This window comes from Dactylosporangium sp. CA-092794 (genome assembly GCF_050948465.1).
Taxonomy (GTDB): domain Bacteria; phylum Actinomycetota; class Actinomycetes; order Mycobacteriales; family Micromonosporaceae; genus Dactylosporangium.
This window is the reverse complement of sequence record NZ_CP192044.1, coordinates 9,536,431-9,561,982: the sequence shown is the minus strand read 5'-3', so window position 1 is coordinate 9,561,982 and position 25,552 is coordinate 9,536,431. Positions and strand designations below refer to the sequence as shown.

General features: G+C 73.3%; 23 protein-coding genes. 7 read left to right on the top strand and 16 right to left on the bottom strand.

Annotation, left to right across the window (positions count from 1 at the left end):
* Positions 1-170 precede the first annotated feature (170 nt).
* The 4 genes from ACQPXD_RS40880 to ACQPXD_RS40865 all read right to left on the bottom strand — a co-directional run bounded on the left by ACQPXD_RS40880 (position 171) and on the right by ACQPXD_RS40865 (position 4,745).
* A complete protein-coding gene (locus tag ACQPXD_RS40880) occupies positions 171-1,172 on the bottom strand; it encodes an ABC transporter permease (protein ID WP_432827855.1) in 1,002 nt (333 codons plus the stop codon).
* A 493-nt stretch (positions 1,173-1,665) separates the two neighbouring features.
* Entirely contained in the window at positions 1,666-2,481 is an 816-nt protein-coding gene (locus ACQPXD_RS40875; protein WP_432827853.1) for an exodeoxyribonuclease III, read from the bottom strand.
* A gap of 62 nt (positions 2,482-2,543) precedes the next feature.
* A complete protein-coding gene (locus ACQPXD_RS40870; RefSeq protein ID WP_432827851.1) occupies positions 2,544-3,554 on the bottom strand; it encodes a LacI family DNA-binding transcriptional regulator in 1,011 nt (336 codons plus the stop codon).
* An 807-nt stretch (positions 3,555-4,361) separates the two neighbouring features.
* Positions 4,362-4,745 (bottom strand): hypothetical protein, encoded by a 384-nt coding sequence (locus ACQPXD_RS40865; RefSeq protein ID WP_432827849.1) that lies wholly within the window; start codon positions 4,743-4,745, stop codon positions 4,362-4,364.
* A gap of 371 nt (positions 4,746-5,116) precedes the next feature.
* Between ACQPXD_RS40865 and ACQPXD_RS40860 the strand changes: the two genes are divergently transcribed.
* Positions 5,117-5,650: an AAA family ATPase gene (locus ACQPXD_RS40860; protein ID WP_432827847.1), complete on the top strand. Its 534-nt coding sequence runs from the start codon at positions 5,117-5,119 to the stop codon at positions 5,648-5,650.
* Positions 5,651-6,062: 412 nt separating this feature from the next.
* Entirely contained in the window at positions 6,063-6,563 is a 501-nt protein-coding gene (locus ACQPXD_RS40855) for a pyridoxamine 5'-phosphate oxidase family protein (RefSeq protein WP_432827845.1), read from the top strand.
* A gap of 337 nt (positions 6,564-6,900) precedes the next feature.
* Here the strand turns inward: ACQPXD_RS40855 and ACQPXD_RS40850 are convergent, their stop codons facing one another.
* On the bottom strand, positions 6,901-10,050 hold the full coding sequence (locus ACQPXD_RS40850) for a penicillin acylase family protein (protein WP_432827843.1): 3,150 nt from the start codon (positions 10,048-10,050) through the stop codon (positions 6,901-6,903).
* A 132-nt stretch (positions 10,051-10,182) separates the two neighbouring features.
* Here ACQPXD_RS40850 and ACQPXD_RS40845 point away from each other — a divergent pair, with 132 nt between their 5' ends.
* Positions 10,183-13,134 carry a DEAD/DEAH box helicase gene (locus ACQPXD_RS40845; protein ID WP_432827841.1) on the top strand — a complete coding sequence of 984 codons (2,952 nt, stop codon included), beginning with the start codon at positions 10,183-10,185 and terminating at the stop codon, positions 13,132-13,134.
* Here the strand turns inward: ACQPXD_RS40845 and ACQPXD_RS40840 are convergent.
* On the bottom strand, positions 13,131-14,054 hold the full coding sequence (locus ACQPXD_RS40840; protein WP_432827839.1) for a septum formation family protein: 924 nt from the start codon (positions 14,052-14,054) through the stop codon (positions 13,131-13,133). The two genes, ACQPXD_RS40845 and ACQPXD_RS40840, sit on opposite strands and share 4 nt — an antisense overlap.
* A gap of 35 nt (positions 14,055-14,089) precedes the next feature.
* Here ACQPXD_RS40840 and ACQPXD_RS40835 point away from each other — a divergent pair, with 35 nt between their 5' ends.
* The gene (locus tag ACQPXD_RS40835) at positions 14,090-14,728 is read left to right on the top strand and encodes a hypothetical protein (protein ID WP_432827837.1); all 639 of its coding nucleotides are present in this window, start codon (positions 14,090-14,092) and stop codon (positions 14,726-14,728) included.
* On the opposite strand, the gene ACQPXD_RS40830 is transcribed toward ACQPXD_RS40835, so the two are convergent.
* On the bottom strand, positions 14,691-16,022 hold the full coding sequence (locus ACQPXD_RS40830) for a hypothetical protein (RefSeq protein WP_432827835.1): 1,332 nt from the start codon (positions 16,020-16,022) through the stop codon (positions 14,691-14,693). The two genes, ACQPXD_RS40835 and ACQPXD_RS40830, sit on opposite strands and share 38 nt — an antisense overlap.
* A gap of 476 nt (positions 16,023-16,498) precedes the next feature.
* Positions 16,499-16,639, bottom strand: coding sequence for a hypothetical protein (locus ACQPXD_RS40825; protein WP_432827833.1), 141 nt, complete (start codon positions 16,637-16,639; stop codon positions 16,499-16,501).
* Positions 16,640-16,674: 35 nt separating this feature from the next.
* Here ACQPXD_RS40825 and ACQPXD_RS40820 point away from each other — a divergent pair, with 35 nt between their 5' ends.
* Genes ACQPXD_RS40820 through ACQPXD_RS40810 form a run of 3 tightly spaced genes read left to right on the top strand, consistent with a single transcriptional unit; the run spans position 16,675 to position 19,252 of the window.
* On the top strand, positions 16,675-18,102 hold the full coding sequence (locus tag ACQPXD_RS40820; protein WP_432827831.1) for an LLM class flavin-dependent oxidoreductase: 1,428 nt from the start codon (positions 16,675-16,677) through the stop codon (positions 18,100-18,102).
* Positions 18,103-18,116: 14 nt separating this feature from the next.
* Complete coding sequence (locus ACQPXD_RS40815) at positions 18,117-18,404, top strand: YciI family protein (RefSeq protein WP_432827829.1); 288 nt, start codon at positions 18,117-18,119, stop codon at positions 18,402-18,404.
* A complete protein-coding gene (locus ACQPXD_RS40810; RefSeq protein ID WP_432827827.1) occupies positions 18,401-19,252 on the top strand; it encodes an SWIM zinc finger family protein in 852 nt (283 codons plus the stop codon). The genes ACQPXD_RS40815 and ACQPXD_RS40810 overlap by 4 nt, the downstream gene beginning before the upstream one ends.
* Positions 19,253-19,563: 311 nt before the next feature.
* Here ACQPXD_RS40810 and ACQPXD_RS40805 read toward each other — a convergent pair whose 3' ends face one another.
* The 8 genes from ACQPXD_RS40805 to ACQPXD_RS40770 all read right to left on the bottom strand — a co-directional run bounded on the left by ACQPXD_RS40805 (position 19,564) and on the right by ACQPXD_RS40770 (position 25,538).
* Positions 19,564-20,103 carry a GNAT family N-acetyltransferase gene (locus tag ACQPXD_RS40805; RefSeq protein WP_432827825.1) on the bottom strand — a complete coding sequence of 180 codons (540 nt, stop codon included), beginning with the start codon at positions 20,101-20,103 and terminating at the stop codon, positions 19,564-19,566.
* 21 nt (positions 20,104-20,124) lie between these two features.
* On the bottom strand, positions 20,125-21,465 hold the full coding sequence (locus ACQPXD_RS40800; RefSeq protein ID WP_432827823.1) for a glycosyltransferase 87 family protein: 1,341 nt from the start codon (positions 21,463-21,465) through the stop codon (positions 20,125-20,127).
* Positions 21,462-21,812 carry a hypothetical protein gene (locus tag ACQPXD_RS40795; protein WP_432827821.1) on the bottom strand — a complete coding sequence of 117 codons (351 nt, stop codon included), beginning with the start codon at positions 21,810-21,812 and terminating at the stop codon, positions 21,462-21,464. The genes ACQPXD_RS40800 and ACQPXD_RS40795 overlap by 4 nt, the downstream gene beginning before the upstream one ends.
* Positions 21,809-22,213, bottom strand: a complete 405-nt coding sequence (locus ACQPXD_RS40790; protein ID WP_432827819.1) for a hypothetical protein — start codon at positions 22,211-22,213, stop codon at positions 21,809-21,811. The genes ACQPXD_RS40795 and ACQPXD_RS40790 overlap by 4 nt, the downstream gene beginning before the upstream one ends.
* The gene (locus ACQPXD_RS40785) at positions 22,210-23,526 is read right to left on the bottom strand and encodes a molybdopterin-dependent oxidoreductase (protein WP_432827817.1); all 1,317 of its coding nucleotides are present in this window, start codon (positions 23,524-23,526) and stop codon (positions 22,210-22,212) included. The genes ACQPXD_RS40790 and ACQPXD_RS40785 overlap by 4 nt, the downstream gene beginning before the upstream one ends.
* Positions 23,502-24,146, bottom strand: coding sequence for a methyltransferase domain-containing protein (locus ACQPXD_RS40780; RefSeq protein ID WP_432827815.1), 645 nt, complete (start codon positions 24,144-24,146; stop codon positions 23,502-23,504). The genes ACQPXD_RS40785 and ACQPXD_RS40780 overlap by 25 nt, the downstream gene beginning before the upstream one ends.
* 97 nt (positions 24,147-24,243) lie before the next feature.
* Positions 24,244-24,891 (bottom strand): TIGR04282 family arsenosugar biosynthesis glycosyltransferase, encoded by a 648-nt coding sequence (locus tag ACQPXD_RS40775; RefSeq protein ID WP_432827813.1) that lies wholly within the window; start codon positions 24,889-24,891, stop codon positions 24,244-24,246.
* On the bottom strand, positions 24,888-25,538 hold the full coding sequence (locus tag ACQPXD_RS40770; RefSeq protein WP_432827811.1) for a glycosyltransferase family 2 protein: 651 nt from the start codon (positions 25,536-25,538) through the stop codon (positions 24,888-24,890). The genes ACQPXD_RS40775 and ACQPXD_RS40770 overlap by 4 nt, the downstream gene beginning before the upstream one ends.
* Positions 25,539-25,552: the final 14 nt, after the last annotated feature.

The window sequence follows — 25,552 nt, the reverse complement described above, 5'->3', positions numbered from 1 at the left end:
TTCCCTCCTTGTTTGGCGCGACCCGCCGAGGGACGGGCCGTCCGAGCTGTGCTGCTGTGCGTGTGAAGCCGGGGGTGTGCACGCAGTTCCGACCCGGGCTCGCGGGTCCGGACGGAGTGGTGCTGGGGTTGCGCGCCGAGGCCCGAAGCCCGGCCGGCGGTCCGAGGGGACTACCGGTTGGACTTCGGGTCGAGAGCGTCACGCAGGCCGTCGCCGAACAGGTTGAAGGCGAGCACCATGAGGAAGATCGCGAAGCCGGGCACGAACATGTACATCGGGTCGAACTCGTAGAAGCTCACGGCGTCGGAGAGCAGGTGCCCCCACGAGGGAGTGGGCGGCAGCACACCGACACCGAGGAACGACAGCGCGGCCTCGAACAGGATGTTCGTGGGAATGACCAGCGTCGAGTAGACGAGGATCGGCGCGACGAGGTTCGGCAGCAGCTCGCGGAACAGGATGCGGGCCGGGCCCGCCCCCACACTGCGGGCCGCCTCGACGAACTCGCGTTCTCGCAGGGAGAGTGTCTGGCCGCGGACGATACGCCCGATGTACGGCCAGCTGAAGAACGCGATGACCGCGATGACCACGCCGATCCGCCAGCCGGTGCTGACCGGCACGACGGAGATGAGCGCGATCGAGAACAGTAGATACGGGAACGCGAGGATCAGGTCCATCAACCGGCTGATGGCGCTGTCGATGAAGCCGCCGAAGTAGCCGGAGACGATGCCGAGGACGACCCCGATGGTGACGGCCACGAGAGTGGCCGAGAGCGCCACCAGCAGCGAGACCCGGGCGCCGTAGATGATCTGCGAGAACAGGTCACGGCCGGTCACCGGCTGCACACCGAGGATGAAGTCCTTGCTGATCCCGCCCCACGTGCCGACCGGCGGGATACCGCCGAGGGTCGGGTCGATCTTGTCTGAATGGTACTCGTTGACCGGGTGGCCCCAGATCTTGTTCAGCACCGGGGCGAACACCGCGACTAGCACCAGGAAAATGATGAACCCCGCTCCTGCCAGCGCGACCTTGTCGCGCTTGAGCCGGGTCCACGCTATCTGACCGAGCGAGCGACCTTCGATGGCCTTCGCGGGAACACCGGCGGGTGTAGCGGTCGCCTCTTCGACCGTCGGCACCTGCTCGTCGCTCTTCGACGTGACGGGTCCCATAGTCATGGGCGTGGTGCCCCTCTCCCCGGCCGCCTGCCGCCAAATGAGCCCGCCAGCGATGGCCGTCGCACCATGGAGCGAGCGCGCGTCGGCCAGACCGGGGCCCCTGGCAGGCAGCAGCCGATCGGCTGTGTCTTCGTGGACTCCTGGTGCCCTATCCGCAGGTTCGGTCCACGGGCAGAGCGTGCACGAAGCCGACTTGGTGGTGTCGCCTTCGTTGGAGGAACCCTGTCTCCCGTTCGGCCGATCGTCAAGGGTCACCCCCTGTCCTGTAACCAAGTCCACGCCGCGCCGTGATGAGGGCGTGATCCAAGCACAGCGACTTATGGACCATACACCCCCTAAACGGGCGAATTGCCGCCGAATCGTAACGGTGCGATCACGCAATGTGGCGGAAACATGGCGGCAAGACCGACGAGAACGGGCTATCCAGGACGATCGTTGATCGTTTCACACTTAACAGTACGGTCCGGTCAGCCCTCATGGTGACACAGGGTGGTCAAATATTGAAATCGACCACAACGGGGGCGTGATCGGAGGGTCCTTTGCCCTTCCGCGCCTCGCGATCGATGTAGGCGCCGGTCACCGCGTCCGCTATCGACGGGCTCGCGTAGACCAGGTCGATCCGCATGCCCTTGTCCTGATGGAACATGCCCGCCCGGTAATCCCAGTACGTGAATGGGTTAGGGCCTTTCATCGGTTTGGGCACGATATCGGCGAGCCCGGCGTCGAGCAGTGCGGCGAGCGCCTCACGCTCCGGCTTGGTGACGTGGGTCGAGCCGACGAAGGCGGCCGGGTCGAAGACGTCGGAGTCGGCCGGCGCGACGTTGAAGTCGCCGCAGACGGTCACCGGCCCGCCGGCGGCGAGATCGGCCGCCACCACGTCGCGCAGGCCCGCGAGCCAGGTGAGCTTGTACCCGTAATGCGCCGACTCCGGCGTGCGCCCGTTGGGCACGTAGACCGACCAGACCCGGACCCCGCCGCAGACCGCCGACACCGCCCGGGCCTCCCGCCGCGGCTCGTCGAAGAGCGCCTCGGCGCCGCCGGGCTCACCGGCCCAGCCCGGGTCGCCGGCGAACCCGCGCCGCACGTCGTCCAGGCCGGCCCGGGACAGCAGGGCGACGCCGTTCCAGCGGCCCTCGCCGTAGTGGGCGGTCTCGTAGCCGAGCTCGGCGACCTCGGCCACCGGGAACCCGTCGTCGGCGACCTTGGTCTCCTGCACGCACAGCACGTCGGGCCGGGCCTGCGCCAGCCAGTCGAGCAGGCGGGGCAGCCGGGCCTTGACCGAGTTCACGTTCCAGGTGGCAAGTCTCACGCCTGCCACCTTGCCACCTTCCGGCCGTTTCCCGCCTCACCAGGTCGCGGTTGCTGTCTTCCTCAGGCTGATTCGCGCTTCACCAACTCTGTGGGCAATAGCAGGACCGGCTCGATGGTCTCGCCGGCCGCCATGCGCAGCACCTGACGGGCCGCCATCCGGCCCAGGTCGGTGATCGGCTGGCGGACCGTGGTCAGCGGCGGCTCGGTGTCGCGGGCGAAGTCCATGTCGTCGAAGCCGACCACGGCCACGTCGTCGGGCACCCGGCGGCCGGCCTGCCGCAGCGCCCGCAAGGCGCCCTCGGCCATCGCGTCGGAGGCGGCGAACACCGCGTCGAGCTCGGGGTCGTCGCCGAGCAGCTGGCTCATCGCGAGCGCACCGGACTGCCGGGTGAAGTCGCCGACCGCCACCAGCGAGCGGCGCCCGCTGTCCTGCATCGCCGCCCGGTACCCCTTCAGGCGGTCGATGCCGGCGCTCATGTCCTGCGGCCCGGCGATCGTGGCCACCCGCCGGCGGCCGGTGTCGAGCAGGTGATGCACGGCGGCGCGGGCCGCGTCCTCGTTGTCAACGTCGACATACGGCACCGAGGACTGGATCAGCAGCCGGCCGTTGCAGACCACCGGCACCCCGGCCCGGCTCAGCCGCTCCGGCAGCGGGTCGGCGCCGTGCATCGAGAAGATGATCGCGCCGTCGACGTGCCCGCCGGTCGCGTAGCGCTCCACCCGGTCGTGGCTGGGCCCCGACGGGCCGACCATCATCAGCACCAGCTGCTTGTCCACGGCCTCCAGCTCCAGGCTCACGCCCCGGATGATGCTGGAGAAGAACGGGTCGTCGGAGAACACCCGGCTGGCCGTCTCGGAGGCGACCAGCGCGATGGAGTCGGTGCGCTGGGTGACCAGGCTGCGCGCGGCCTGGTTGGGCACGTAGCCGAGCGCCTCGACGGCGCTGAGCACCTTGTCGCGAATGTGGGGTGCGACGGAGGTCGAGCCGTTGACCACGCGGGAGGCCGTGGCGCGCGACACCCCGGCGCGTTGCGCGACGTTTTCCAGAGTCGGCCGATCCCGCCCCGACATCACCATTGTGGTGTCCCCCATATCTGTTCTGCCGGACCATCATGACTGAGCCCCGGCGATGTGTAGCGCACAAATGAAGACGGGCGATGGAGCAAGTCGCTCCATCGCCCGTCGCACCCTCACACCGGTTTCACCCTGATCACGATTTCGCCGGTCCGATCCGCCGGTCACCCGTCCCGCCGCTCGGCCGGAGAGCGCTCTCAAGACTGGATTCAGACTGGCTCATGACTAGCCCAATGTCAATCAGGGAATCGGCTGAGAGCGCTCTCTGGAATATGTTGTGGGAAACGCCAAAACCCAATCATGCCGCCCGGCCGCGCCGGCTTGCCTCCAGGTGCGTGTCTCCGGACGCGCGGCGCCGCCGCCGGGGTCCCTGGGCGCGCCGGTCGTCGGGCGCCGCGGTCCCGTCCGCCGGGGTGTATGGGCGAGCATGTCCGTAGTGTGCCGTATGCGGTCCGGGGCGGCCGGCCCGCAGCCGCCCCGCGCCGCGCGGGCACCGCCAAGCTTTGTTCTCCTGTCGGGGCGTTGCACGCCTCGGGGCGCGGCGCAGCCACCGGAAGTCTCCGTGATCATGCGCAACTGGCACCGGCACCAACGGTTTTTCATGATCGCGGAGTGCTGATGTACCCCTGTGTACCGAAAGTCTCCGGGATCATGGCAAACCCGGTGCGCGGCCACCGCTGACATCATGATCACGGAGACTTTCATCCGCTCGGCCAGTCCCGCCGCGCCGGGACGACGACCGCTCGTGGCGATGGCCGGAGGCGCGGCCCGCGGTTGTCGGGTGCTGGGGTCTTCGGCGGCGGCTTACGCGGCCTGGCGGCGCTGGCAGGCCTCGAGGTGCGCGGCGATCACCGCGGCGGTGGCCGAGCGCACGCAGGCGTCGGCGCCGGCCTCCAGCACGTCGACCACCCGCTGGTGGTCGCTGTAGGGCCCGAGCACGGCCACGATCGCCGACGTCGGATGGCGCATGCAGGCCGCGCTGACCGTCCGCGCGGCGGGGTCGTCGAGTACCACGATGTCCGGATCCCGACCGTCGGCCGCCAGCGCTTCTCGGCGGATGACCAGCCACTGCGGGGGCAGGTGCCGGCCGAGGTCGGTGAGGCGGTGGGCGGCGGCGACCAGCAGGACGCTGGTCCGCTCGTCGTCGAGGTCGAGGGCCGGGCGCTGGGGAAGGGTCGAGATCGCCATGCCTCATTTATCGCGTGCCGGGCTGCGACCGCCCTCGGCGGCGCCTGCGAGAATCCTGGAAGGCCGGCGCTGCGGGGGCCATCCTGGGGCGCAGCTCCAAAGCCCGGCTGGGGAACACCCCGAAAGCGGCAATAATCGCGGCAAACCTCAGCAAGTCCGAAAGAACAGGAAAAATCCCGCCTAGGTCGGCAAAGTGGAAGCTCGGCGCCCGCCCAAAACCCGCAATCGGTCTGGACCGGCAAAACGGCCAAGGCGGGGTCGAGGCGGGCCAAGGGGCGGGCCAAGGGCCAAGGGCCAAGGTCGGCGGCGCGGGAAATCGTGGAAGCTCGGCGGCGGAATGATGGCAGGTCGGCGGCGCGGGGAGGGCTGGCGTGATCGTGTGGCTCAACGGCCCGTTCGGCGTGGGCAAGAGCACCCTCACGGCGGAGCTGTGCCGGCGCGAGCGGCGGGCCCGGGCCTTCGACCCCGAGCGCATCGGCTGGGTGCTCAAGCGCACCATCGGGCTCACCCGGCCGGGTGACTACCAGGACCTGCCCGCGTGGCGCGCGGCGACGGTCGCGGCCGCGTCGTGGCAGGCCCGCGGCGCCGATCCGCTGATCGTGCCGATGACGATCCTGCGCCGGCGGTACCTCGAGGAGATCCTCGGCCGGCTGCGCGAGCGCGGCCACGACGTGCGCCACGTGCTGCTCGACGTCTCGGCCGCGGCGCTGGTGGAGCGGATCGAGGCCGATGATCACCCGGGGCCGCAGGACTGGCGGATGGACCACCTCGGCGCCTACCTTACCGTGCGGCGCGAACTGCGCGCGCTCGGCGAGGTGATCGACACCGATGACCTGGACGCGGCCGAGGTCGCCGACGAGGTCCAGGGCCTGATCCGTGCGTGGCGCGGCCCGCGAGGCGCCTAGCCATGCCCTGAAAGGCGCGTGGCGCGGCCCGCTCCGCTCCACCAGCGCTGCGGCAGAGACGTCGAGAGGCGCCCCGCCCTGCCCCGCGAGGCGCCTAACCGTGGCCCGGCGAGGCCCCAGTCGTGCCCCGCAAGCGCAAGGCGCCTGGCGCGGCCCGCGAGGCGCCTGGTCGTGGCTCGTAAGGCGCTTTGCCGTGGTCTCCGAGGCGTCTGGTCGTTCGACGTGGCTGGTCGAGCGATGCGAACACGGGACGGGCTCCGGTGGCGGTGCACGTTCTCACTCACCGTACAGCACGCCACAAAATCGGCGGCGGGATCGTAGCGGTGTCGTCGCGGTGCGTGCAAGCGGGCGGAAATTCCGACATGCGTGGCGCGATTGACCGGGTGGGCGGGCGTAGGTCAGGGTGGCAGCCATGGTCTCGTGGGGGCGGTTCCGGAGGTCGGCCCCCGACCTCGCCGCGGCCGGCCGCGCGCTGCTCTACCGCAGCGGAGTAGGGCTGGCCTACCTGGGCACGGTGCGCGCCGACGGCGGTCCGCGGGTGCACCCGGTCAGCCCGCTGCTGGTCGAGGACGGGCTCTACACGCTGCTCATGGTCTCGCCGAAGCTCGAGGACCTGCTGCGCGACGACCGCTTCGCGCTGCATACCTTTCCCATGGAGGCCGGCGAGGAGGCCTTCTACCTGACCGGGCGGGCGATCTTCCCCCGTGACCAGGCGCTGCGGCGCAGCGTGTCGGCGGCGTTCGTGGCCGAGCGGGCGCTCGCCGCGCCGCCGCCCGGCTTCGCTCAGCATGTGCTCGTCGAGTTGCTCGTCGGCACGTGCGTGCTCAGCCAGGCGGGGCAGCACGTCACCTGGGCGGCGGCGGACGGGTCGGCGAGCGAACTGCCCGCCGGCCGCCACCGCGCGGTGCTGTAGCACCGCGCAAAAGCTACCGCCCGGTGCTGTAGCACCGCGCAAAAGCCACCGCCCGGTGCTGTAGCACGGTGAAAAAGGCAGCGTGTAGTGCGACGAAAAGGCCAGCGCCCGGTGCTGTAGCGCCGCGCCGTCGAAAGCCACCGCGCCAGCCTGACACCGCGACCGCAAGTCTCCGTGATCATGCACAAGCCATCGTGTGCACCGCGGGTTTTTCGTGATCGTGGAGCCAAAATGTACCTATGTGTACCAGAAGTCTCCGCGATCATGAGAAACCCGGGGTGCCGGGCCGAGTGACGCATGATCGCGGAGACTTGTGGTCGGTCAGGCGCAAAGGCGGCTAGGTGGAGTACACCTCCAGCTCCCACAGCGAAAAGCCGTAGCTCGTCCCGCGCGCCACGCCCACCATCCGCACGTAGCGGGCGCTGACCGGCGCGAACGTGACGTTGTCGGTGCCGCCGTTGCCGTTGTCGATGACCGCCGCGGGCGTCCAGCTGGTCCCGTTCGCCGAGACTTCGATGCGGTACCGCGACCCGTAGGCGGACTCCCAGCGCAGGATGGCCCGGGACACGGTCCGGGCCGAGCCCAGATCCACGGTGATCGACTGGTTGTCGCTCCACGAGCTGGCCCAGCGGGTGGTCGGGTTGCCGTCGACCGCGGACGCGGCCGGGTTGCCCGACTGGGTGCTGCTCGCGGTCACCGTCCGGCCCTGGGCGAGGTTGGTGATGTCGTCGCCGCGCCGGGCCGGGAACGACACGACCTGCTGGTAGGTGGGGCGGTTCTGCCAGGAGATCTTGTCGTGCGTGATGCCGCCCAGCGGGGACTGGACGATGGTGTCGGCGCACCACTGGTCGCCGGCCGAGCAGTACGAGTCGCCCGGGTAGGTGGTGTTCGCCGGCTCGGCGGCGGCCGCCGTCAGGGTCGTGGACAGCACCTGCCGGCAGGCGGTCAGGGAGCCGTTGCCGCAGTAGGTGCGGCCGAGGCCGCTGCGCACCGGGTCGCCCAGCACGGCGCGGAGGTCCTTGTCGAGGTACCCCCACCATCCGTACTGGAACGAAGACCCCTTGTGGCCCTGGATCTGGTTCAGCGAGCCGGCGCTGGTCGGCCCGGTGGCCCCGGACGGCGACTCGTCGATCTGCAACGCCCTGGTCAGGGACGCGTAGACGTCGTCGCCGAGGCCCGGGCGGAACGTGGCGTCGACCAGCTTGGGCCACCAGGCGTCGAAGGTGCGGATCGCGGCGGCGTACTGGTACACGTGCGATCCCGGCGACGTCTCGACCCGCTTCGCGCCGGCCGCCTGCCAGGCCCGCAGCGCGCTGACGTTCGGGTCGGTGCTCGTGCCGGACGGATCGAGGATGCGCAGGAGCTCGGGCAGCAGGTTCTCCGCCCGCAGGTCCGTGACGGCGGCGTCCTCGACCAGCCGGACCACCCCGGCGCGATTGACCGGGCCGGCCGCCAGCGCGGATTTGACCCGCTTGTCGAGCAGATCCGCGCGATGCACGGCGCCGAAACTGAAGTTTCCGTCCGCCGCCCCGGAGTCCTTACTTTGCTTGTTATTCCAAGAGACAAAATAATCCTGCCCAGTCGACTGCGGATGCTGGGCCACCGGAATGTAATCGGCGGTATTCGTGTCCGCATTCCAGCCCGACCATTCATATGCCGGGTCGGCCTTCGTCGGCAGGTTCGGGTTCGCGCCCGGCTTGCGCACCGGATCGCTGCCCGAGTTGAAGTAGGCGGTGTCGGTCGAGTTGACGTAGAACCAGTTGAACGCGTAGCCGATGTTGGACGCCGAGGCGATGAACTGGGCCGGGGTGCCCATGGCGGCCGGGTCGTTGAACGCCTGGAACCCGATCGCCGAGTCGGCCTCGTGCCGGTAGGTGGAGCGCAGCTGGGTGAAGGCGACCGGCTGCCCGCCGACCGCGCCGCGCCACGCGACCAGGCCGTACTTCGTGCGGTACGCGATGAGCTGGTAGGACCCGGCGGGCGTGGAGTCCGCCACGGTCGGCGTCCAGGCGTTGTTCTGCACCAGCGCCTCCATCGGCGTGCACACGCCGTGGAAGCGGTACGCCGTGGACTGCGTCGTGGCCGGCGAGCCGTCGGTGTTGCACAGCGGGACCGCGTACGTGTCGGTGATGTCCTGTTCGGAGGAGGTGGCGCTCCACGCGTAGTCCTGCCCGCGGCCGAGCAGCACGTAAAGGTTGAGCCCGGCGAAGGCGGCGCCGCGGGCGCTGATCCCGGGGCCCTGCAGCTCTTGCAGCATGAGCAGCTGCGGCGAGAAGTACCCCGTCTGCGGCCCGAAGACGGCGATCGGGTGACCGGTGGCCGAGTGTGCCGCGTCGACCACGACGGCGTTGGACATGCCCCGCTTGGTCGCCGAGCCGGGCGCGAGGGTGGCCGCGCCGGACGCCGATCCGCTCGGGTTGAACACGATCGGCTGCGCCGTCACGCTGCCCAGGTCCGGCAGCGCCACGCCGGGCGCGTCCGGGTCGGCCGCGCCGTAGGGGAAGGCCTGCCCGTTGTGCAGGGTCAGCACCGCCTCCTCGTCGTTCTGCTCGCGGAAGGCGGCCCAGAGCCGGTCGCCCTCGGCGGCGCCGTAGCGGGCCCGGGCGGTGACCCGCACCAGCGCCGACTCGACCTCGCCGCCCCCGCCGCCGCCGAACAGCCCGCCGACCACGCCGGCGATCGCGATGAGGTCGGTCATCTGGAACGGCTCCGGGCCGCCGGCGTTGGTGATCGCGTCGAGGTGCCCGGTGAGCACGTACTCGCCGGGGCAGTTGCGGGCGGCCATGCAGGCGCTGATGTAGGCGTTGATGCCGGCGACGTACTGCTGTACGTCGTCGTAGAGCTGCGCGCCCCGGGTGCCCTGGTTGCGCAGCGCCGTGACCTGCGCCTGCAGGTCGGCCTCGGTGTAGGGGGAGCTGCGCCAGATGGACTGCTCCAGCTCCCGGTTGCCCGGCGCGCCGCCGGCGAACGGGGTGACCTTGCCGCGGCCGACCCGCCGCATCAGGTCCATGACGAACAGCCGGTCCTCGGCGCCGGCGTACCCGGCGCCGAACATGGTCCCGGCCCGGGTCGTGCCGGTCACGTGCGGCACGCCGAGCGCCTTGTCCCGCACGATCGTCACGTCGGAGCGCGGGCTGTAGGTGCGGTCGACCTGGCCGGCCGGCACGCCGAACGAGGAGTCGTTGTAGAAGGAGGTGATCTGCTCGTCGGTGAGGCCGGTGTAGGCGGCGACGAGGTTCGAGTACGGCCCGAGCTGGTCGGCCGAGTGTCCGGGCCGGGTACCGAAGACCTGGTGGGCCAGGATGTCGGCGAGCGTGGCGTTGCCGTTCTCGCCCGGGGGCAGGATGTCGTTGCACTGGTCGAGGCAGTAGTCGTTGGGCGCCAGGACGGCGGCCTGCGCCGGCCCGGCGAGCACGGTGGGCGCGACGAGCACCGCGGATGCGAGCAGGAGCGCACCCAGGGTGCGTTTGACGACGGGCAGGGACATGGGCGGATCCCTTCCGAGGGGTGGCGAAGCCAACGTGAAATTGACTCGGATTACCGGATGGTAACAACGACGTCCGTCACTGAACAGAGGTCGCATCCGGTCGATACGCAGGGATTCCACTAGGCTTCCGGAGTGCTCGTGGTCCATGCCCTCTGGGTCGAAGGCCGGCTCGGCCTGTGGGCCGAGGATCCGTCGCTGCCGCAGCCGGCGCGCCCCGGCCGCCGGCACCCGTTCGCCGTCACCGGGCTCGACCTCGACGGCGACGCGGGCACCCCGGTCACCCGCACGCTGGTCCTGCCCTCCCGGGGCGGCCGCCCGGAGCCGTCGCCGGCTGCCGCCCTGCCCCCGGCCACGGGCCGCACGACGCTGCGGCCGTGGACGGTCGCCACCGTCGAGTACCGCCCGGACGACGCGATCGGGCTGCTGCGCGGGCTGGCCGCCGTGTCCGGTGACGACGTCGTGCTCGGCGACACCACGCGCTGGTTCACGGCCGTCGCCCGCTACGCCGCCGGGCTCGTCGCCCGCGGCCGCCTGCTGCCCGCGGTCGTCGGCGACGAGGCCCGCTGGCTGCCCGTGCTCACCGGCCGCGACGCCGCCTACGCCCGCTCGCTCGCCCTCGCGCTGCCGCAGGCGGCCATCGCCGCCACCCCGGATGCCACCCGCGCCGTGGTGGCCGCCGAGGTCCTCGACGCCTTCACCGACAGCGCCGCCCGGGCCGCGCTGCCGCCCGGCGAGACCGCCGGCGCCCTGCTGTCCGCGCTCGCGGGGCCGGACCGGCGCATCGCCGGCCTGCCGCCCGCCGAGCTGGAGCGGCTCCGGGCGAGCCTGGCCGCCTGGGAGGCCGACGCCGTCGGCGGCGCGGTCCGGGCCTGCTTCCGCCTCGTCGAGCCGCCCGAACCGGAGGACGGCGAGGAGCCGCCGGCCGACCCGGGGTGGACGCTCGAGTTCGCGCTGCAGGCCGCGGACGAGCCCAGCCTGGTCGTCGCCGCCGAGCGGGTGTGGCGCTCCCGCGGCGCGCTCAAGGCACTGCAGCGGCACATTCCGGCACCCCAGGAGACGCTGCTGGCCGAGCTGGGCCGGGCCAGCCGGCTCTATCCGGCGCTGGAGGACGCGCTGCGCGAGGCCCGCCCGGTCGCGCTGCGCCTGGACACCGACGGCGCCCACCGGCTGCTCAGCGAGGACGCGCCGCGGCTGGCCGCGGCCGGCTTCGGAGTGGTGCTGCCCGGGTGGTGGCGCAAGGCCCCGGCCCGCCTCGGCGCCCGGCTCACCGCCAAGACCACCGGGGCCGCGCCCGGCACCGTCGCCACCGACAGCGGGCTGGGCCTGGCTGCCGTCGTGGACTACCGCTGGGAGCTGGCCGTCGGCGACGAGCCGCTCACCGAGGACGAGCTGCGCCGGCTCACCGACCTCAAGGCGCCGCTGGTGCGGCTGCGCGGGCAGTGGGTCGAGCTCGACCCGCGCCGGCTGGCCGAGGGCCTGTCGTTCCTGGAGCGGCACCGCGAGGCCGAGTCGATGACCGTCGCCGACCTGCTCCACCTCGCCGGCGGCGCCGCGGAGGCGCCGGGCGGGCTGCCGGTCGTCGAGGTCACCGCCGACGGCTGGCTCGGCGACCTGCTCAGCGGCGAGGCCGAGCTGCGCGTCGCTGAGGCCGGGCCGCCGCCGGGCTTCGCCGGCAGCCTGCGCCCCTACCAGCTGCGCGGCCTCAACTGGCTGCGCTTCCTGGAGCAGGCCGGGCTCGGCGGCATCCTCGCCGACGACATGGGCCTGGGCAAGACCGTGCAGCTGCTGGCCCTCCTCGCCGGGGCCGCGCCCGGCCCGACGCTGCTGGTCTGCCCGATGTCCCTGGTCGGCAACTGGCAGCGCGAGGCCGCGCGGTTCGCACCCGGCCTGCGGGTGCACGTCCACCACGGCGCCGACCGGGTCCGCACGCTCGACCCGGCCGGGTTCGACCTCGTCGTCACCACCTACGCGGTCGCCACCCGCGACGCGGCGGCGCTGTCCGCCGTACCGTGGCATCGGGTCGTCCTCGACGAGGCGCAGGCGGTGAAGAACGCCGCCACCCGGCAGGCGACCGCGGTGCGGCAGCTGCCGGCCCGCCACCGGGTCGCGGTCACCGGCACGCCGGTGGAGAACCGCCTCGCCGACCTCTGGTCGATCATGGAGTTCGCCAACCCGGGCCTGCTGGGCAGCGCCACCAAGTTCAAGGAGCGCTTCGCCGAGCCGATCGAGCGCTTCGGCGACGTCGACGCCGCCGCCCGGCTGCGCCGCGTCACCCAGCCGTTCGTCCTGCGCCGGCTCAAGACCGACCGCACGATCATCTCCGACCTGCCGGAGAAGCTGGAGATGGACGTCGTGTGCAGCCTGACCCGCGAGCAGGCGAGCCTCTACCAGGCGACGGTCGACGACATGCTGGCCCGCATCGAGTCCAGCGAGGGCATCGAGCGGCGCGGGCTGGTGCTCGCCACGATGACCCGGCTCAAGCAGATCTGCGACCACCCCGCCCTCGCCCTGCACGACGGCAGCCGGCTGCCCGGGCGCAGCGGCAAGCTGGCCCGGCTGGAGGAGCTCGCCGAGGAGATCCTGGCCGCCGGTGAGCGGGCGTTGATCTTCACGCAGTACGCCGAGTTCGGCGCCATGCTGCGCGCGGAGCTCTCCGCCCGGTTCGGCCGCGAGGTCGCCTTCCTGCACGGCGGGCTGGCCAAGGCGGCCCGCGACACGCTCGTCGCCCGCTTCCAGGAGGCCTCGCCCTCCTCGCCGCCGCTGTTCGTGCTCTCGCTCAAGGCCGGCGGCACCGGCCTGACGCTGACCGCCGCCAACCACGTCATCCACGTCGACCGCTGGTGGAACCCGGCCGTGGAGGACCAGGCCACCGACCGCGCGTTCCGCATCGGCCAGCGCCGGGAGGTACAGGTGCGGAAATTCGTCACGGCCGGCACCGTGGAGGAGAAGATCGCCGCGCTGATCCACGACAAGCGCGGCCTGGCCGCGAAGATTGTCGGCACCGGCGAGCAGTGGCTCGCCGAGCTGTCCACCGCCGACCTGCGCGCCCTGCTCACCCTCGACCCCGGTGCCGCCGCGGACTAGCTCGCCGGGAGCGGGGCGGTGCCCAAGCCCCGCAACGAGCGGTGCAGCGGGTTGTTCGTGGAGACGTTGAGGAAACAGTGGGCGGCCCGGTCGCCCAGCCGCCACTGGGCTACGGTCAGGCCGTCCCAGAAGGTGTAGACGTCTTTCCGGTTGTACAGCTGCGTCTCGGTCAACCCCAGGAACGCCGCCACCGCCGTGAAGCACGCCTTGCTGACCGTCGCGTTGAGCGCCTGCGCGTCGGCGGGGAACGGCCCGGCGGGCGCCGTCCACACCCCGACGAACTCGGTGTCGTGCGGGTCGGCGCACGGCACCGGGGTGACCGCGTCGACGCTGCGGTAGAAGCCCTCCGGGGACACGTCGCCGCCCTGCAGGTCGACGCAGTCCAGGGCCAGGGGGCGGGGGTCCTTGAGCCCGTCGCGCAGGCTCCCGGTGCGCGCCAGCGGGGCGAACAGGTCGTCGGCGGCCTCGGCCAGCCCGCACACCGCGGTCCGCACCCCGCCCCGCCAGGCCGCCGCGCCGGGTATCGAGAGGTACGGCAGCAGCCGCCCGCCGTGCCAGTCCCCGCCCACGTAGGCGGTCGCGGCCGCGTCGCAGGCGGCGTAGGCGGCCCGGGTCGCGTCGGAGTCCCACGCCGGCGCCGCGGCGGCGTCCGGCATCGGGCCGGCCCAGACGACCTCGACCAGGTGCGGCTGAGCACAGTCGACCGGGGCCGGCGCCGCCCGGTCCGGCTGCTCGAACGCGCTGAACGTCCCGCCGGTCAGGCACTCGCCCGGCCGCGGCGGCGCGTAGGAGGCGGCGGGCAGCATCGGCCAGCCGTCGACCAGGTCGCCGTCGGTGCCGGCGGGCGCGGCGCAGGCGGCCAGCAGCGCCACGACCAGGAGGGTCAGCAGCATCGCCGGTCCGGAGCGTACGCCGGTCATGCGCAGACATTAGCGGCCGCGATAGGGTCGGGCCCATGCCGGCCGAGTGTGCCATCGACAAGTGTGCGGTCCTCGCGATCGGGCGGTGCCGGGAGTGCGGCCGGGCGTTCTGCATGTCGCACCAGGCCCACAACGAGGTGACCGGCGAGGGCTACGCGGCCCTGTGCATCCAGTGCCTGGAGCGGCGCCAGCGGGTCCGCGGCCGCGGCGACGGGCGGTCCGAGGCCCGCGAGGCGACCGAGCGCGACTGGGTCACCTCCGGCCAGGCGGTGCTGGACCTCTACGCGGCCGGCATCGCCCCGGCCACCGTGGTCGAGCGGCGCTCCCGCTTCGTCAAGCAGCGCCTCGGCCGGCCCCGCGAGGAGATCGACGAGATCGAGGTCGGCGGCCTGTGGGTGATCGGCCGGTTCGAGTGGACCGAGATGCAGGAGATCCCGGAGACCCGCGAATGGACGACCGGCCTGCTCGCCCACCCGTCCGGCGGCTACCCGGTCGCCATGGTCGCCCGGGCCCTGTCGCGCTGCCGCGTCCTCGACGACGGCCTGGCCATGCTGGTCCGCGACGCGCCCTACGGCGACAGCTACACGCAGCTCGAGCGCCGCGAGATCCCGCGGATCGCCGCGGCCATCCGCGCGCTCATCGCCTCGCCGAGCGGGGTCGCCCCAGGCCGTTGAGCGCCGCCAGATATTTCGGGGGTACGACGTTGGGCCCGTCCCCGGCGAACGCCGCGTCCACCTCCGCGTCCGTCGGCAGCACCGGCACCTCGGCGGCGAGCGCCTTCACGATCGGGGCGTCGCGCCAGTCGGGGTGCTCGGTCAGCAGCCGCAACGCGACCAGCGACTCCTCGATCTCGCCGACGCACTCGAAGGGCTTGTGCGCGGTGAGGCCCATGAGTTCGCGGTACCCCTCGAGCTGCGTCAGGTCCGTGAACACATCGGTGCCGAAGATGTGCAGCAGGCGGTCCCGCCCGGTGAACGGCGCCAGCGCCAGGAACACGAACCGGCACTTGGGGCAGTGCCCGCACCAGCGCTCGGACGCGTCGCGCAGCTTGAAGGCGGCGTTGCAGCTGGTCACCACCTCGTCGTAGGCGGTGAACTTTGCGAACAACCCGGCGATGTGCAGCTCGGACAGCCCGCGCAGCAGCGAGAAGTACGCGTCGGCCAGCCCGGCGTGCGCCAGCAGCGCGTCCCGCAGGTGCGCCTCGGCCGGCAGCCCCTTCGACCACTGATGGTTGATCTCCCGCCCGAGCCAGTGCAGATTCGGCACCGACGCGGAGCTCTCGTTGGACATGACCACCGGCCCGAGCCCGTGCATGAGCGACGCGGCGACGGCGATCAGGGAGTTGATCGCGGTGACCGGGATGTGCCCGTTGTAGGCGCCGGCCTCGTTGAGCTCGCGCATCCGCGGGTCGAGCTGCCGCCGCACGGTCCGCACCGGCTGCCCCGACACCTCCATCACCCCGCGGATGATCGCGTTGGGGTTGACCGAGAACAGCACCGGGTCGAGCCCGGCCAGCTGCAGCGCCTCCATCGTCACGATCGAGTCCTTGCCACCCCCGACCGCCGCCAGCGGCGCCCCGGCCGGCTGGTATCGCCACCCGGGCGCCTCCGCCGCCGCCCCCGCCTCGATCGGCAGGTCGAGCACGTACTCCAGCTTGTTGCGGTAGGCGAACTCACCCAGCCCGTCGTGGAACAGCGCCCGCACCCAGGGCAACGCCCCCTCGGCCAGCGCGACCCCGAGCTCCACCCGCCGCGGCGCGGCGATCTTGTAGTAGGACGTGGAGGCCGCGACGTACAACAGGTCGAGCACCCGCTCGATCGCCGGATGCTCAACGCTGGGCGGCCCGAAGTCGACGGTTTCGGTGAGCACGAGGTCACCGAGCGCATAGTGGAACCGCGCGACCCCGGTCCGCGCATCGAACTCCCGCCCCGGGAACCCCAGCGCCTCGACCTGCTCCCACGCGTTCACACACCGCTCCGTTCCCTGCCGCACCGCTACCGCCGGCCAATCCTAGCTTTCGCCCGCCCGCGGCTGCTCAGGTGAACGCGCCGCCACGGTGCCGCAGCCGTGCTGGCTGTTGGCTCGGCAGCGGCGACGTTGAGCCGGACGCTACCGGCCGGTCGCCTATTTCCGGCATGCACGACATCGCCGTGAATTGTGCCGCCGCCCGGACGGAGCCGCACGCCGCGGAGCACGGCGCAGCGACCGGAAGTCTCCGTGATCATGCGCACCCGGCATCGACACCAACGGTTTTTCATGATCACGGAGTGCTGATGTACACCCGTGTACCACAAGTCTCCGGGATCATGGCAAACCCGGTGTGCGGCCACCGTGGACATCATGATCACGGAGACATACCGCCGCCCAGGCCGCGCAGCTCGGAGGGTGTGTCGCCGCTGGGCGGAGGTCCGTAGCGTGCAAGCGGAGGGTGCGCGGCGGTTCCGTCAATCGCGGGGTTGCCCGGCGGCGCGGCGCATCGAGCGCCAACGATGGCGCCGTGCGGGCCGGTCCACAGGTCCGGGGCGGGCTGCGCGGCGCTGCCAGGTGCCGGGCAGGTCGAGGGTCCAGCCGCCGGCGATCAGCATCGTCCCAGCGTACGTGCCGGGTGCAGAATCGGGGCGTGCTGACGTTGCCGGAGCCGTGTCTCGTCGTGCTGGTCGGGCCGGGGGCGTCCGGGAAGTCGACGTGGGCGGCGGCGCACTTCCGGGCGGATCGGGTCGTGTCCAGCGACGCGCTGCGGGGGCTGGTCGGGGCCGGCGACGACGACATCGCGGCCAGTGCGGACGCGTTCGAGCTGCTGGAGACCGTGGTCGAGCGGCGGGTGCGGCGGCGGCTGACGACCGTCGTCGACACGCTCGGGCTGGATGCGCGGCGGCGGCAGCGGTGGATCGGGCTCGCGCGGGAGCACGGGGTGCCATGCGTGGCGATCGCGTTCGACACGCCCGCGGCCGAGTGCCGGGCGCGCAACCGGGCCCGGGCGCAGCAGCGGATTCCCGCCGACGCGCTGACCCGCCAGCTGCGCGACTGGGCCCGCACGAAAACGGTGCTCGCCGATGAGGGTTTTTCGGCGGTACACCTGGAAACAACGGTCCGGACCGTGCCGCCGGTCTTCGCCGGGGCGCCCGAGGCGGCGCGGCGCCAGGCGGACGCGCCCGCGCGGCTGCGGTTCGGGCTGCACCTGGGAGAGTTCAACGGGGTCGACGTCCGGGCGACCGCGCGCGCCGCCGAGGAGGCCGGGTTCGACGCGGTGTACGTCATGGACCATTTCCGGCAGATCCCGCAGGTCGGGCGGGCCTGGGACGACTTTCTCGAGTCGTACACGACGCTCGCGTACCTCGCCGCCTGCACCGAGCGGGTGCGGCTCGGCGCGCTGGTGACCGGCGTGACGTACCGCAACGTCGCGCACCTCGGCAAGATCCTCGCCACGCTTGACGTGCTGTCCGGCGGGCGGGCGGTGTGCGGGCTGGGGCTCGCCTGGTTCAAGGAGGAGCACCTGGCCTACGGCTGGGAGTTCCCGAGTGTCGCGGACCGGTACGCGTTACTGGAGGACGCGCTGCGGCTCCTGCCGCTGCTGTGGGGCAAGGGCAGCCCGCGCTTCGAGGGCCGGGTGCTCACCGTGCCCGAGGCGATCTGCTATCCCCGCCCGGTGCAGGAGCGCATCCCGATCGTGGTCGGCGGCAACGGGGAGCGGCACACGCTGCGGCTGGCCGCGCTCTACGCCGACGCCGCCAACGTCATGGGCGATCTGGCCACGGTACGCCGCAAGGCCGGGGTTCTCCGGCAGTACAACTCCCAGACCGAACTGACGCATCTCACCACCGCCCTGGTCGCCGCCGACGACCGCGCGGTCGCGGCCCTGGTCGAGGCCGGCCGCGGCCGGCGGCCCCGCGACGCCTACGCGGCCGCCGTGCACGCCGGCACCGTGACCGACCACATCGGACGGTTCCGGGAGCTCGCCGAGGCCGGCGTCGCCGAGGTGATGGTGCGCCTGCCCCACCCCGATTGCATGGAACCGATGTCGCAGGTCATCGCCGCGTTCCGGGAGTGAGTAGACTCCCTTGGGTGTTCGTGATCACGCTGCGGTATCTCGCCGGGCTGGACCAGATCGACGCCGTCCTCGCCGAGCACAAGGCGTGGGTCGACGGCCAGTTCGACGCCGGCGTCTTCGTCGCCTCCGGCACCCAGATCCCGCGCGAGGGCGGCGTGATCCTGGCGACCGGGCTCGAGCGCGCCGAGCTGGAGGCCCGCCTCGCGCTGGATCCGTTCCAGCAGAAAGGCCTGGCGGAGTACACGGTCATCGAGTTCACGCCGCGCCGCGTCGTCCCCGGGCTGGAGCGCCTGCGGGGGTGACGACGCCGGAGTACTGGGGATCCCGGACGGTCCGCGTCGAGGGCGGCATCCGGGCCCGCAGCACGCGCGGCGCCATCGGCGAGAGCTGGTGGTCCAAGCGCTTCCTGGCGGTGCTGGAGTCGTTCGCCCTCGGCACCCGCCTGACCCGCGGCCGCAACTACGCCCGCGCCGGCCAGGTGCTGCGCCTCGACGTGATGCAAGGCCTGGTCAAGGCCACGGTCCAGGGCTCGCGGCCCGCGCCGTACAAGGTCAGCATCGGCCTGGCCACCTTCCCGGACCCGGTGTGGGCCCGCGTCGAGCAGGCCCTGGCCGGGGAGGCTCTCGGCGCGGCGAAGCTCCTGGCCGGCGAGCTCCCACCACACGTCGAGGACGTCTTCGCCGCCGCCGGCGCGCCGCTGTTCCCGGCCCGCTTCGCCGACCTCGCCATGCGCTGCACCTGCCCCGACCAGGCCGTCCCGTGCAAACACCTGGCCGCCACCTGCTACCTGCTGGCCGAGCGCTTCGACGCCGACCCGTTCCTCATCCTGCTCTGGCGCGGCCGCCCCCGCGAGACCCTGCTCACCGCCCTGCGTACCCTCCGCTCCGGCCCGGCCGAGCCCACACCGGCAGAGGAAGAGGAACCGGCATCCCCCGCCCCCGCCTCCCCGATCGGCACGGCCGGCGCCCTGTCCACCCTCACCGAACCCGAGGTGGAACCGGAACGCTTCTGGCTACCACCCGTCCCGCTCACCGACCCCGAGCCGTCCTTCGCCACCGAACGCGACCTCCTGCTACGCCAACTCCCCACCCCGCCCCCCGACCTCGGCGGCCCCGAACTCCTGCGCACCCTCCGCCGCTGGTACCACTGACCGGCCCGACGGCCGACGCCACCCACTCGCGCGCTACAGACCTCCTGCCCGGGCTCGCGCGAAGCGCGGCGGAGGGCCGGTGGTGCGCTGCCGAGCGGCGACGCACCCTCCGATCAGTGAGCGCGGCCCCGCGGCCCGGCGGATGAAAGTCTCCGTGATCATGATGTCCGCGGCGGCCGCACACCGGGTTTGCCATGATCCCGGAGACTTGTGGTACACCGGGGTACATCAGCACTCCGCGATCATGAAAAACCGTTGGTGTCGATGCCGGGTGCGCATGATCACGGAGACTTCCGGCCGGTAGCGGCCGGTCAGGTGGCGGGCCGGTCGACCCGGTAGACGTGGTGGCGGCGGTCGTCGATCGGGTTGTCCGGCTCGATGTCGCCGCTGCCGACGCGGGTCAATCCGGCCTTCTCCAGGGCCCGCCACGACGCGATGTTGTCGGCGTGTACCGCCACGATCACGCACGCCGCGTCCGCGTGGTCCGCCCAGAGGCGCTCGAGGGCCGAGCGGATGAACAGGGTACCGATGCCGCGCCCGACGTTGCCCGCGTCGCCGATCAGGTAGTCGATCGTCATCGCGCGCGGTGGCACGGCGGTGATCGGCAGCAGGTCGGTCAGGTACTCGGGGTAGTCGTGCAGGAACGAGCGCTGCAGCAGCCCGAGCGGCGCGCCGTCGACGAACGCCAAGAGGTCCTCGTTCGGCTCCTCGCGGCGCGCGGACGGGCCGAAGTCGCGCGCCACGGCCTCCGGCGACGTCTCGTGGTGCCACCAGCGGGCCACGTGCGGCGCCGACAGCCAGCGGGCCAGCAGCGGGAAGTCGTCCGGGGTGACGTGCCGCCAGGTCATCATGCCGCCGACGGTAGCCGTGTGTCACCGCCGCGGCACCGCATTTCGGAGGCCGCTGACGTGGGCGGGCCGGGGTGCCCTGATCGCCGCGGCGCGGCGCAGGAGCAGGCCGGTCAGTACCACCGCCAGGGCCAGGCCGTAGGCGGCGCGCTGGGCGGTGCCGGTGGAGACGCCGAGGCCGGCGGCGAACTGGGGCGGGTAGGCGGCGGCCGCGACCGCCAGCCACTCGGCCGGCGCGCCGTAGGCGACCAGCATGACCAGCAGCAGCGCGTACCACGGGTACGACGGCGTGGTGACCAGCAGCGTGACCAGGACCATCACCGCGGCCGCGCGCCACGGGCGGTCCGGATCGGTCCGGCGCCACACCAGGACCGCGGTGGCGGCCAGGAGCAGCGCGGCGACCGGCGCCGTCACGCGACCGGGGAGGGCGGCGTCCAGCAGCGCGAACCGGGTGCCGTTGCCGTAGCCCTCCTCGTGCAGGTAACCGGGCAGGTAGCCCAGCACCGCCGGGCCGACGACGAGGACGTGCGGGAGATACACCGTGGCGACCGCGCCCGCCGCGGACAAGGCAACCGCGATCGGTCGGCGGCGCAGCAGCGCGGGGGCCAGCAATACCGGAATGATCTTCGTGGCGATGGCCAGTCCGAATATGGTACCCCCGGAAACCGGACGATCGCCGGCGAGCAGCCACACGGCGAGCGCGGCCAGGGCGACCGCGACGACGTCGACGTGGGCGTTGTTGCCGGCCTCCAGGGCGACCAGCGGGCACCACGCCCACAGCACCGCTCGGCGCGGATCGCGGCCCAGCCGGGACAGGGCCGTCCACAGCAGGACGGCGACCGCGGCGGCGAAAGCGGCCATGGTGAGCTGCAGCGGCCGCTCCCGGCCACCCGTGGGCGCCACGGCGGCGAAGAGCGCCTCCGCGACCGGCGGATAAATGGTTGGTACGGTCGGCCGATTGATCAGCGTGCAGCCGTCCGGCACGCACCAGTGCCCCTGCGGTGTCCACAGTGTACGGTCGCGCAGCGGGACCAGTTCGGGCGCGGCCGGCGGGTGACGGTAGGGGTCGATCCCGGCGAGCTGGACCCGGCCGTCCCACACGTAGCGGTAGACGTCGTCGCTGCTGTTCGGCGGCCCTTGCAGCGCGGCGGCCAGCGGGAGCAGCACCCCGCCGAGCACGACGAGCACCAGCGCGGCCCGCCGGTCCACCCGCGGCACCAGCCACACGCCAGCGGCGAACGGCAGCCAGGACAGCAGGTACCAGCGCCCGGGCAGCAGCAACATCCCGAGCAGCACCACCAGGCACACCGCCGCCGCGAGGCGCCGCGCCAGCCGGTGCGCCGGTCCCGCGTCGCCGTCGCTCATGAGCCGCACCACCCGCGGCGTGCCCCGCCGGTGATGAGCGGCGCCGGACCGGTCGGCCGGGTCGGGGCGGCCGTGCCGGCTCGCGCGCGGGTCACGAGCGGCGCCGGGCTGATCGGCCGGGTTGGGTGGCCGGCGGTGCGCGGGGTCGGGGCGGCCGTGTCGGCCCGGGCGCGGGTGATGGGCGGTGCCGGGCTGGTCGGCCGGGTCTGGTGGCGGGCGGTGCGCGGGGTCGGGGCGGCCGTGCCGGTTCGGGCGCGGGTCACGAGCGGCGCCGGGCCGGTCGGCCGGGTCTGGTGGCGGGCTGTGCGCGGGGGCGGGGCGGCCGTGTCGGCCCAGGCGCGGGTCATGAGCGGCGCCGGGCGCGCCGGGCCCGCAGGGCCGTCCAGGCGGCGGCGACGAGCCAGACCGCGGCGAGCAGGACGAGCAGGCCGCGGCCGTAGTGCTGGGGGAACGCCGACGGGTTGTCGGCGATCCGGCCGACGCCGATGACGAACGGGAACGCCACCGCCGTCAGCGCGGCGCTGACCACGAGCGCGGCCTGGACCGGGCGGCGGGCCACCGGCGGAACGTACCGGATCGCCAGCGCGCCCGCGCCCAGGACCAGCGGTACCACCAGGAAGTCGTGGACGGCGAGGGCGGCCGCGGCGAAGATCAGCCGGCCGGTCAGCTCGTGGCCGGGCGCGTCGAGCCAGCCGTAGGCGCCGTAGCCGACCAGGGCCAGGCCCGCGAGGGCGAGGAGGGCCCTCATCGCGGGGCCGCCGTGATCGCGCCGACCCATTTGGTCTGCAGGACGCCGGGGCGGTTCGGACCGATGAGCCGGGCCGGGTACCCGTGGTCGAGGTGCAGCGGTTCGCCGCCCAGCCGCAGGGCGAGCAGGGTGAGCGGGTCACGGGCCGGGCCCGGGTCCAGTGCGGACGACCGATACGGTCCGTCGGGCTGCAGGGACTCGACCGTGACCGGCAGGTCCAGGCCGCCGACCAGCGGGAGCAGATCCGCGAACCGTATGCCGGTCCAGGTCGCGCCCGAGCTCCAGCCCTCGACGCAGGCGATCGGCAGCTCGACCGTGGTCTGCGGCATCGCTTGAAGGTCGGCGAGACTCAGCGCGTGGCGTCCGGCCGGGCCGGTCAGCATGAGCCGGTAGCCCTCGTCGACCCGGACGACCCGCGCCGCGGCCGCGGTCTTGTTGACGGGCAGGCCCTGCGGACCGACGCCCGGTAGCCGGGGTGCGAGCAGCGACACCCGTTTCAGGGGCGCGACGGTCTGCCCAAGGGTGGCGACGGTGACCGCACCGGCGGCGGTCCCGACCACGGCGATCGCCCCCCTCCGCGTCCAGCCGCCGATGGGCGCGGCAATCGGTTCGGCCGGTGCGCGACTTGGTTCGGTGGGTGCGGGATTTGGTTCGGTGGGTGCGGGATTTGGTTCGGTGGGGCGGGCGGCGAGAGCGGACCGAATGACCGGCAGCTTCGCCGCCAGGTGCAGCAGGAGCGCCCCGGCCAGCAGCCAGGCCGTCCAGTAATGGGCGCCGAGGAAACCGAACGGCATGGCCGAATACCAGTAGGCGATGTTCAGCACGCCCGTCACCAGCTCGAAGACCGCCGCGGCCGACGCCAGGCCGGCCGCCGCCCGATCGAGGGCGTGGCCGAGGTCGCGGACCGGGGGCCAGGTGAACAGCTTCGGGTAGACCGACCAGACCTTTGCGGTCAGCAACGGTATGGCGGCCAGACCGCTCGCCACGTGCAGGCCTTGCGTGATGCGGTACAGCTGCACGGGCCGCGCCGGCCAGTGGAACCACGACGCCGGGTGCTGGATCAGGTGGCTCAGCACGCCGGTGGCGAAGCAGACCAGCAACGCCGCACCGAGCCACAGCCCGAGGTGCGCGGTGAGCACCGGCGAGCGCAGCGGGCTGGCGAACCCTCGGCCCACCCGGCTCAGGAAGCCGGGTGGCGTCCGCGCCGGGCCGGCGAACCGGCCGGTCACCCGGTTCAGGAGGCCGGGCGGCGTGCGCAGCGGGCTGGCGAACCAGCGGGTCACCCGGCTCAGGAGGTCAGGTGGACGAACCATCGGCCGGCCTCCGTCCAGGTCTCGGTGAGCCGCAGCGCGGCCCGGGCGGCGAGGGGGGCGACGTCGTCGGCCGCGACGAACGCCCACGCGAACGGTGTGCTGGTGCGGCCGTGGCCGGCGAGCGCGACCGGGCCGCTCCAGCTTCCGGCGCCGGGCGGGTCGACCTCGGCCAGGACGGCACCGCCCGGGCCGACGAGCCGCCGGCAGCGCTGCAGCAGACCGACCGGGTCGCCGCCGATGCCGATGTTGCCGTCGGCGAGCAGGGCGCCGTGCCAGGTGCCCTCGCCCGGCAGCGGACGGAACAGGTCCTGGCGCAGCACCGGCGCGCCGTGGCGGCTCGCGTAGCGGACCGCCTGCGGGCTGAGGTCGACCCCGAGCACCCGGCGGCCGCTCGCGGCCAGGGCCGCCGTGAGCCGGCCGGGCCCGCAGCCGAGGTCGACGGTGCCGTCCGGGCAGCGCGCGAGGAGGGCGCCGTCGCCGGGGCGCTGGCCCGTGTGCCAGGCGTCGGGATCGAGGCGCCGCACGGCCGCGCCGTCCGGGCCGAGCAGTCGCAGGCCGGCCGGTTCGCCGCGCTCCGCCCGCCGCAGCGCCGCGCCGAACACGGCCACCGGCCCGGTCATCGGGCCGCCTCGACAAGTGCCACGCCGAACACGCCGACGGATGCGGTCATCGGGGTCGCCTCGACAAGTGCCGTGCCGAACGCGCCGACGGGTGTGGTCATCGGGCCGCACCGACCGGGGCCATTGTGGACAGCAGCGCGGCGAAGCGGGTGTCGGGGCGGGCGGCGGCGGCCGCCGTCGCGTCGGGGGCGGTGTCCACGTCGCGGAGGGTCGCGGCGGTGGCCACGCGCAGGCCGCGCCGGTGCAGGGCGGACCGGGTGAGCGCGTAGGTGTCCGGTGTGGACATCGGCACGTCCGTGAGGACCGTGGCGGCGGACGGGTCGCGCAGGGCCAGGGTCCACCAGCCGCCGTCCTCGGCGGGGCCGAGCACCGCGTCCGCGCGGGAGAGAGCGGCCGCGGCGGCGACCAGGTGAGCGACGCCCAGCTGCGGGGTGTCCATGCCCACCAGCAGCGTGGCCACGCCGCGGCGGGCGGTGTCGGCGAAGGCCGAGGCGAGCCGCGGTCCGAGGCCGTCGCCGCGTTGCTCGCGGCGGTGCCAGCCGGGCGGGGCGGGCAACGGTCCGTCCACGACGAGCGTGCGGGCGACCGCCGGGGTCGCGGCGAGCACGTCGACCGTGTCGGCGATGGCCGCGGCGGCCAGGCGGGCCGCCTGCTCGGGCGTCCACGGTGGACAGAGGCGGGTCTTCACCCGGCCGGGGACCGGCGCCTTGGCCAGCAGCAGCAACTGGATCCGGGGCGCGCTCACCGGGCCAGGACCTTGCTCATGTCGCGGACCGTGCGCAGCGTGCCGCGGACCGTTCCGGTGACCTTCGACCGGCCGCCGGCCCGCGGCGCGTAGTCGACGTCGACCTCGCCGATGCGCCAGCCGGCGTCGGCGGCGCGGACCACCATCTCCAGCGGGTAGCCGAAGCGGCGGTCGGTCAGGTCGAGGGCGAGCAGCGCCTCGCGGCGCGCCGCGCGCATCGGGCCGAGGTCGTGGACCGGCACCCCGGCCGCGCGCCGCAGCCGCCAGGCCACGACCGCGTTGCCGGCCCGGCCGTGGGCCGGCCAGGCGCCGCGGGTCGTCGGGCGGCGCCGGCCGAGCAGCAGGTCCTGGGTGCCGGCCGCGACCGGGCCGGCGACCAGCGGCAGCTGCGCCGGGTCGAGCGAGCCGTCGGCGTCCATGAAGCACACCACGTCGGCGGTGGCCGCCTCGAGCCCCGCGTGCGCGGCGGCGCCGAAGCCGCGCGGGGTCGCGTGCACGACCGTCGCGCCGTGCTCGGCGGCGATCGCGGGTGAGCCGTCGGAGGAGCCGTTGTCGGCCACGATCGCGCGGAATCCGGCCGGCAGCCGGGAAAGCACCCACGGCAGCGCGGCCGCCTCATCGAGACAGGGCAATACGACATCGGGCATGTCCCGGACGCTAC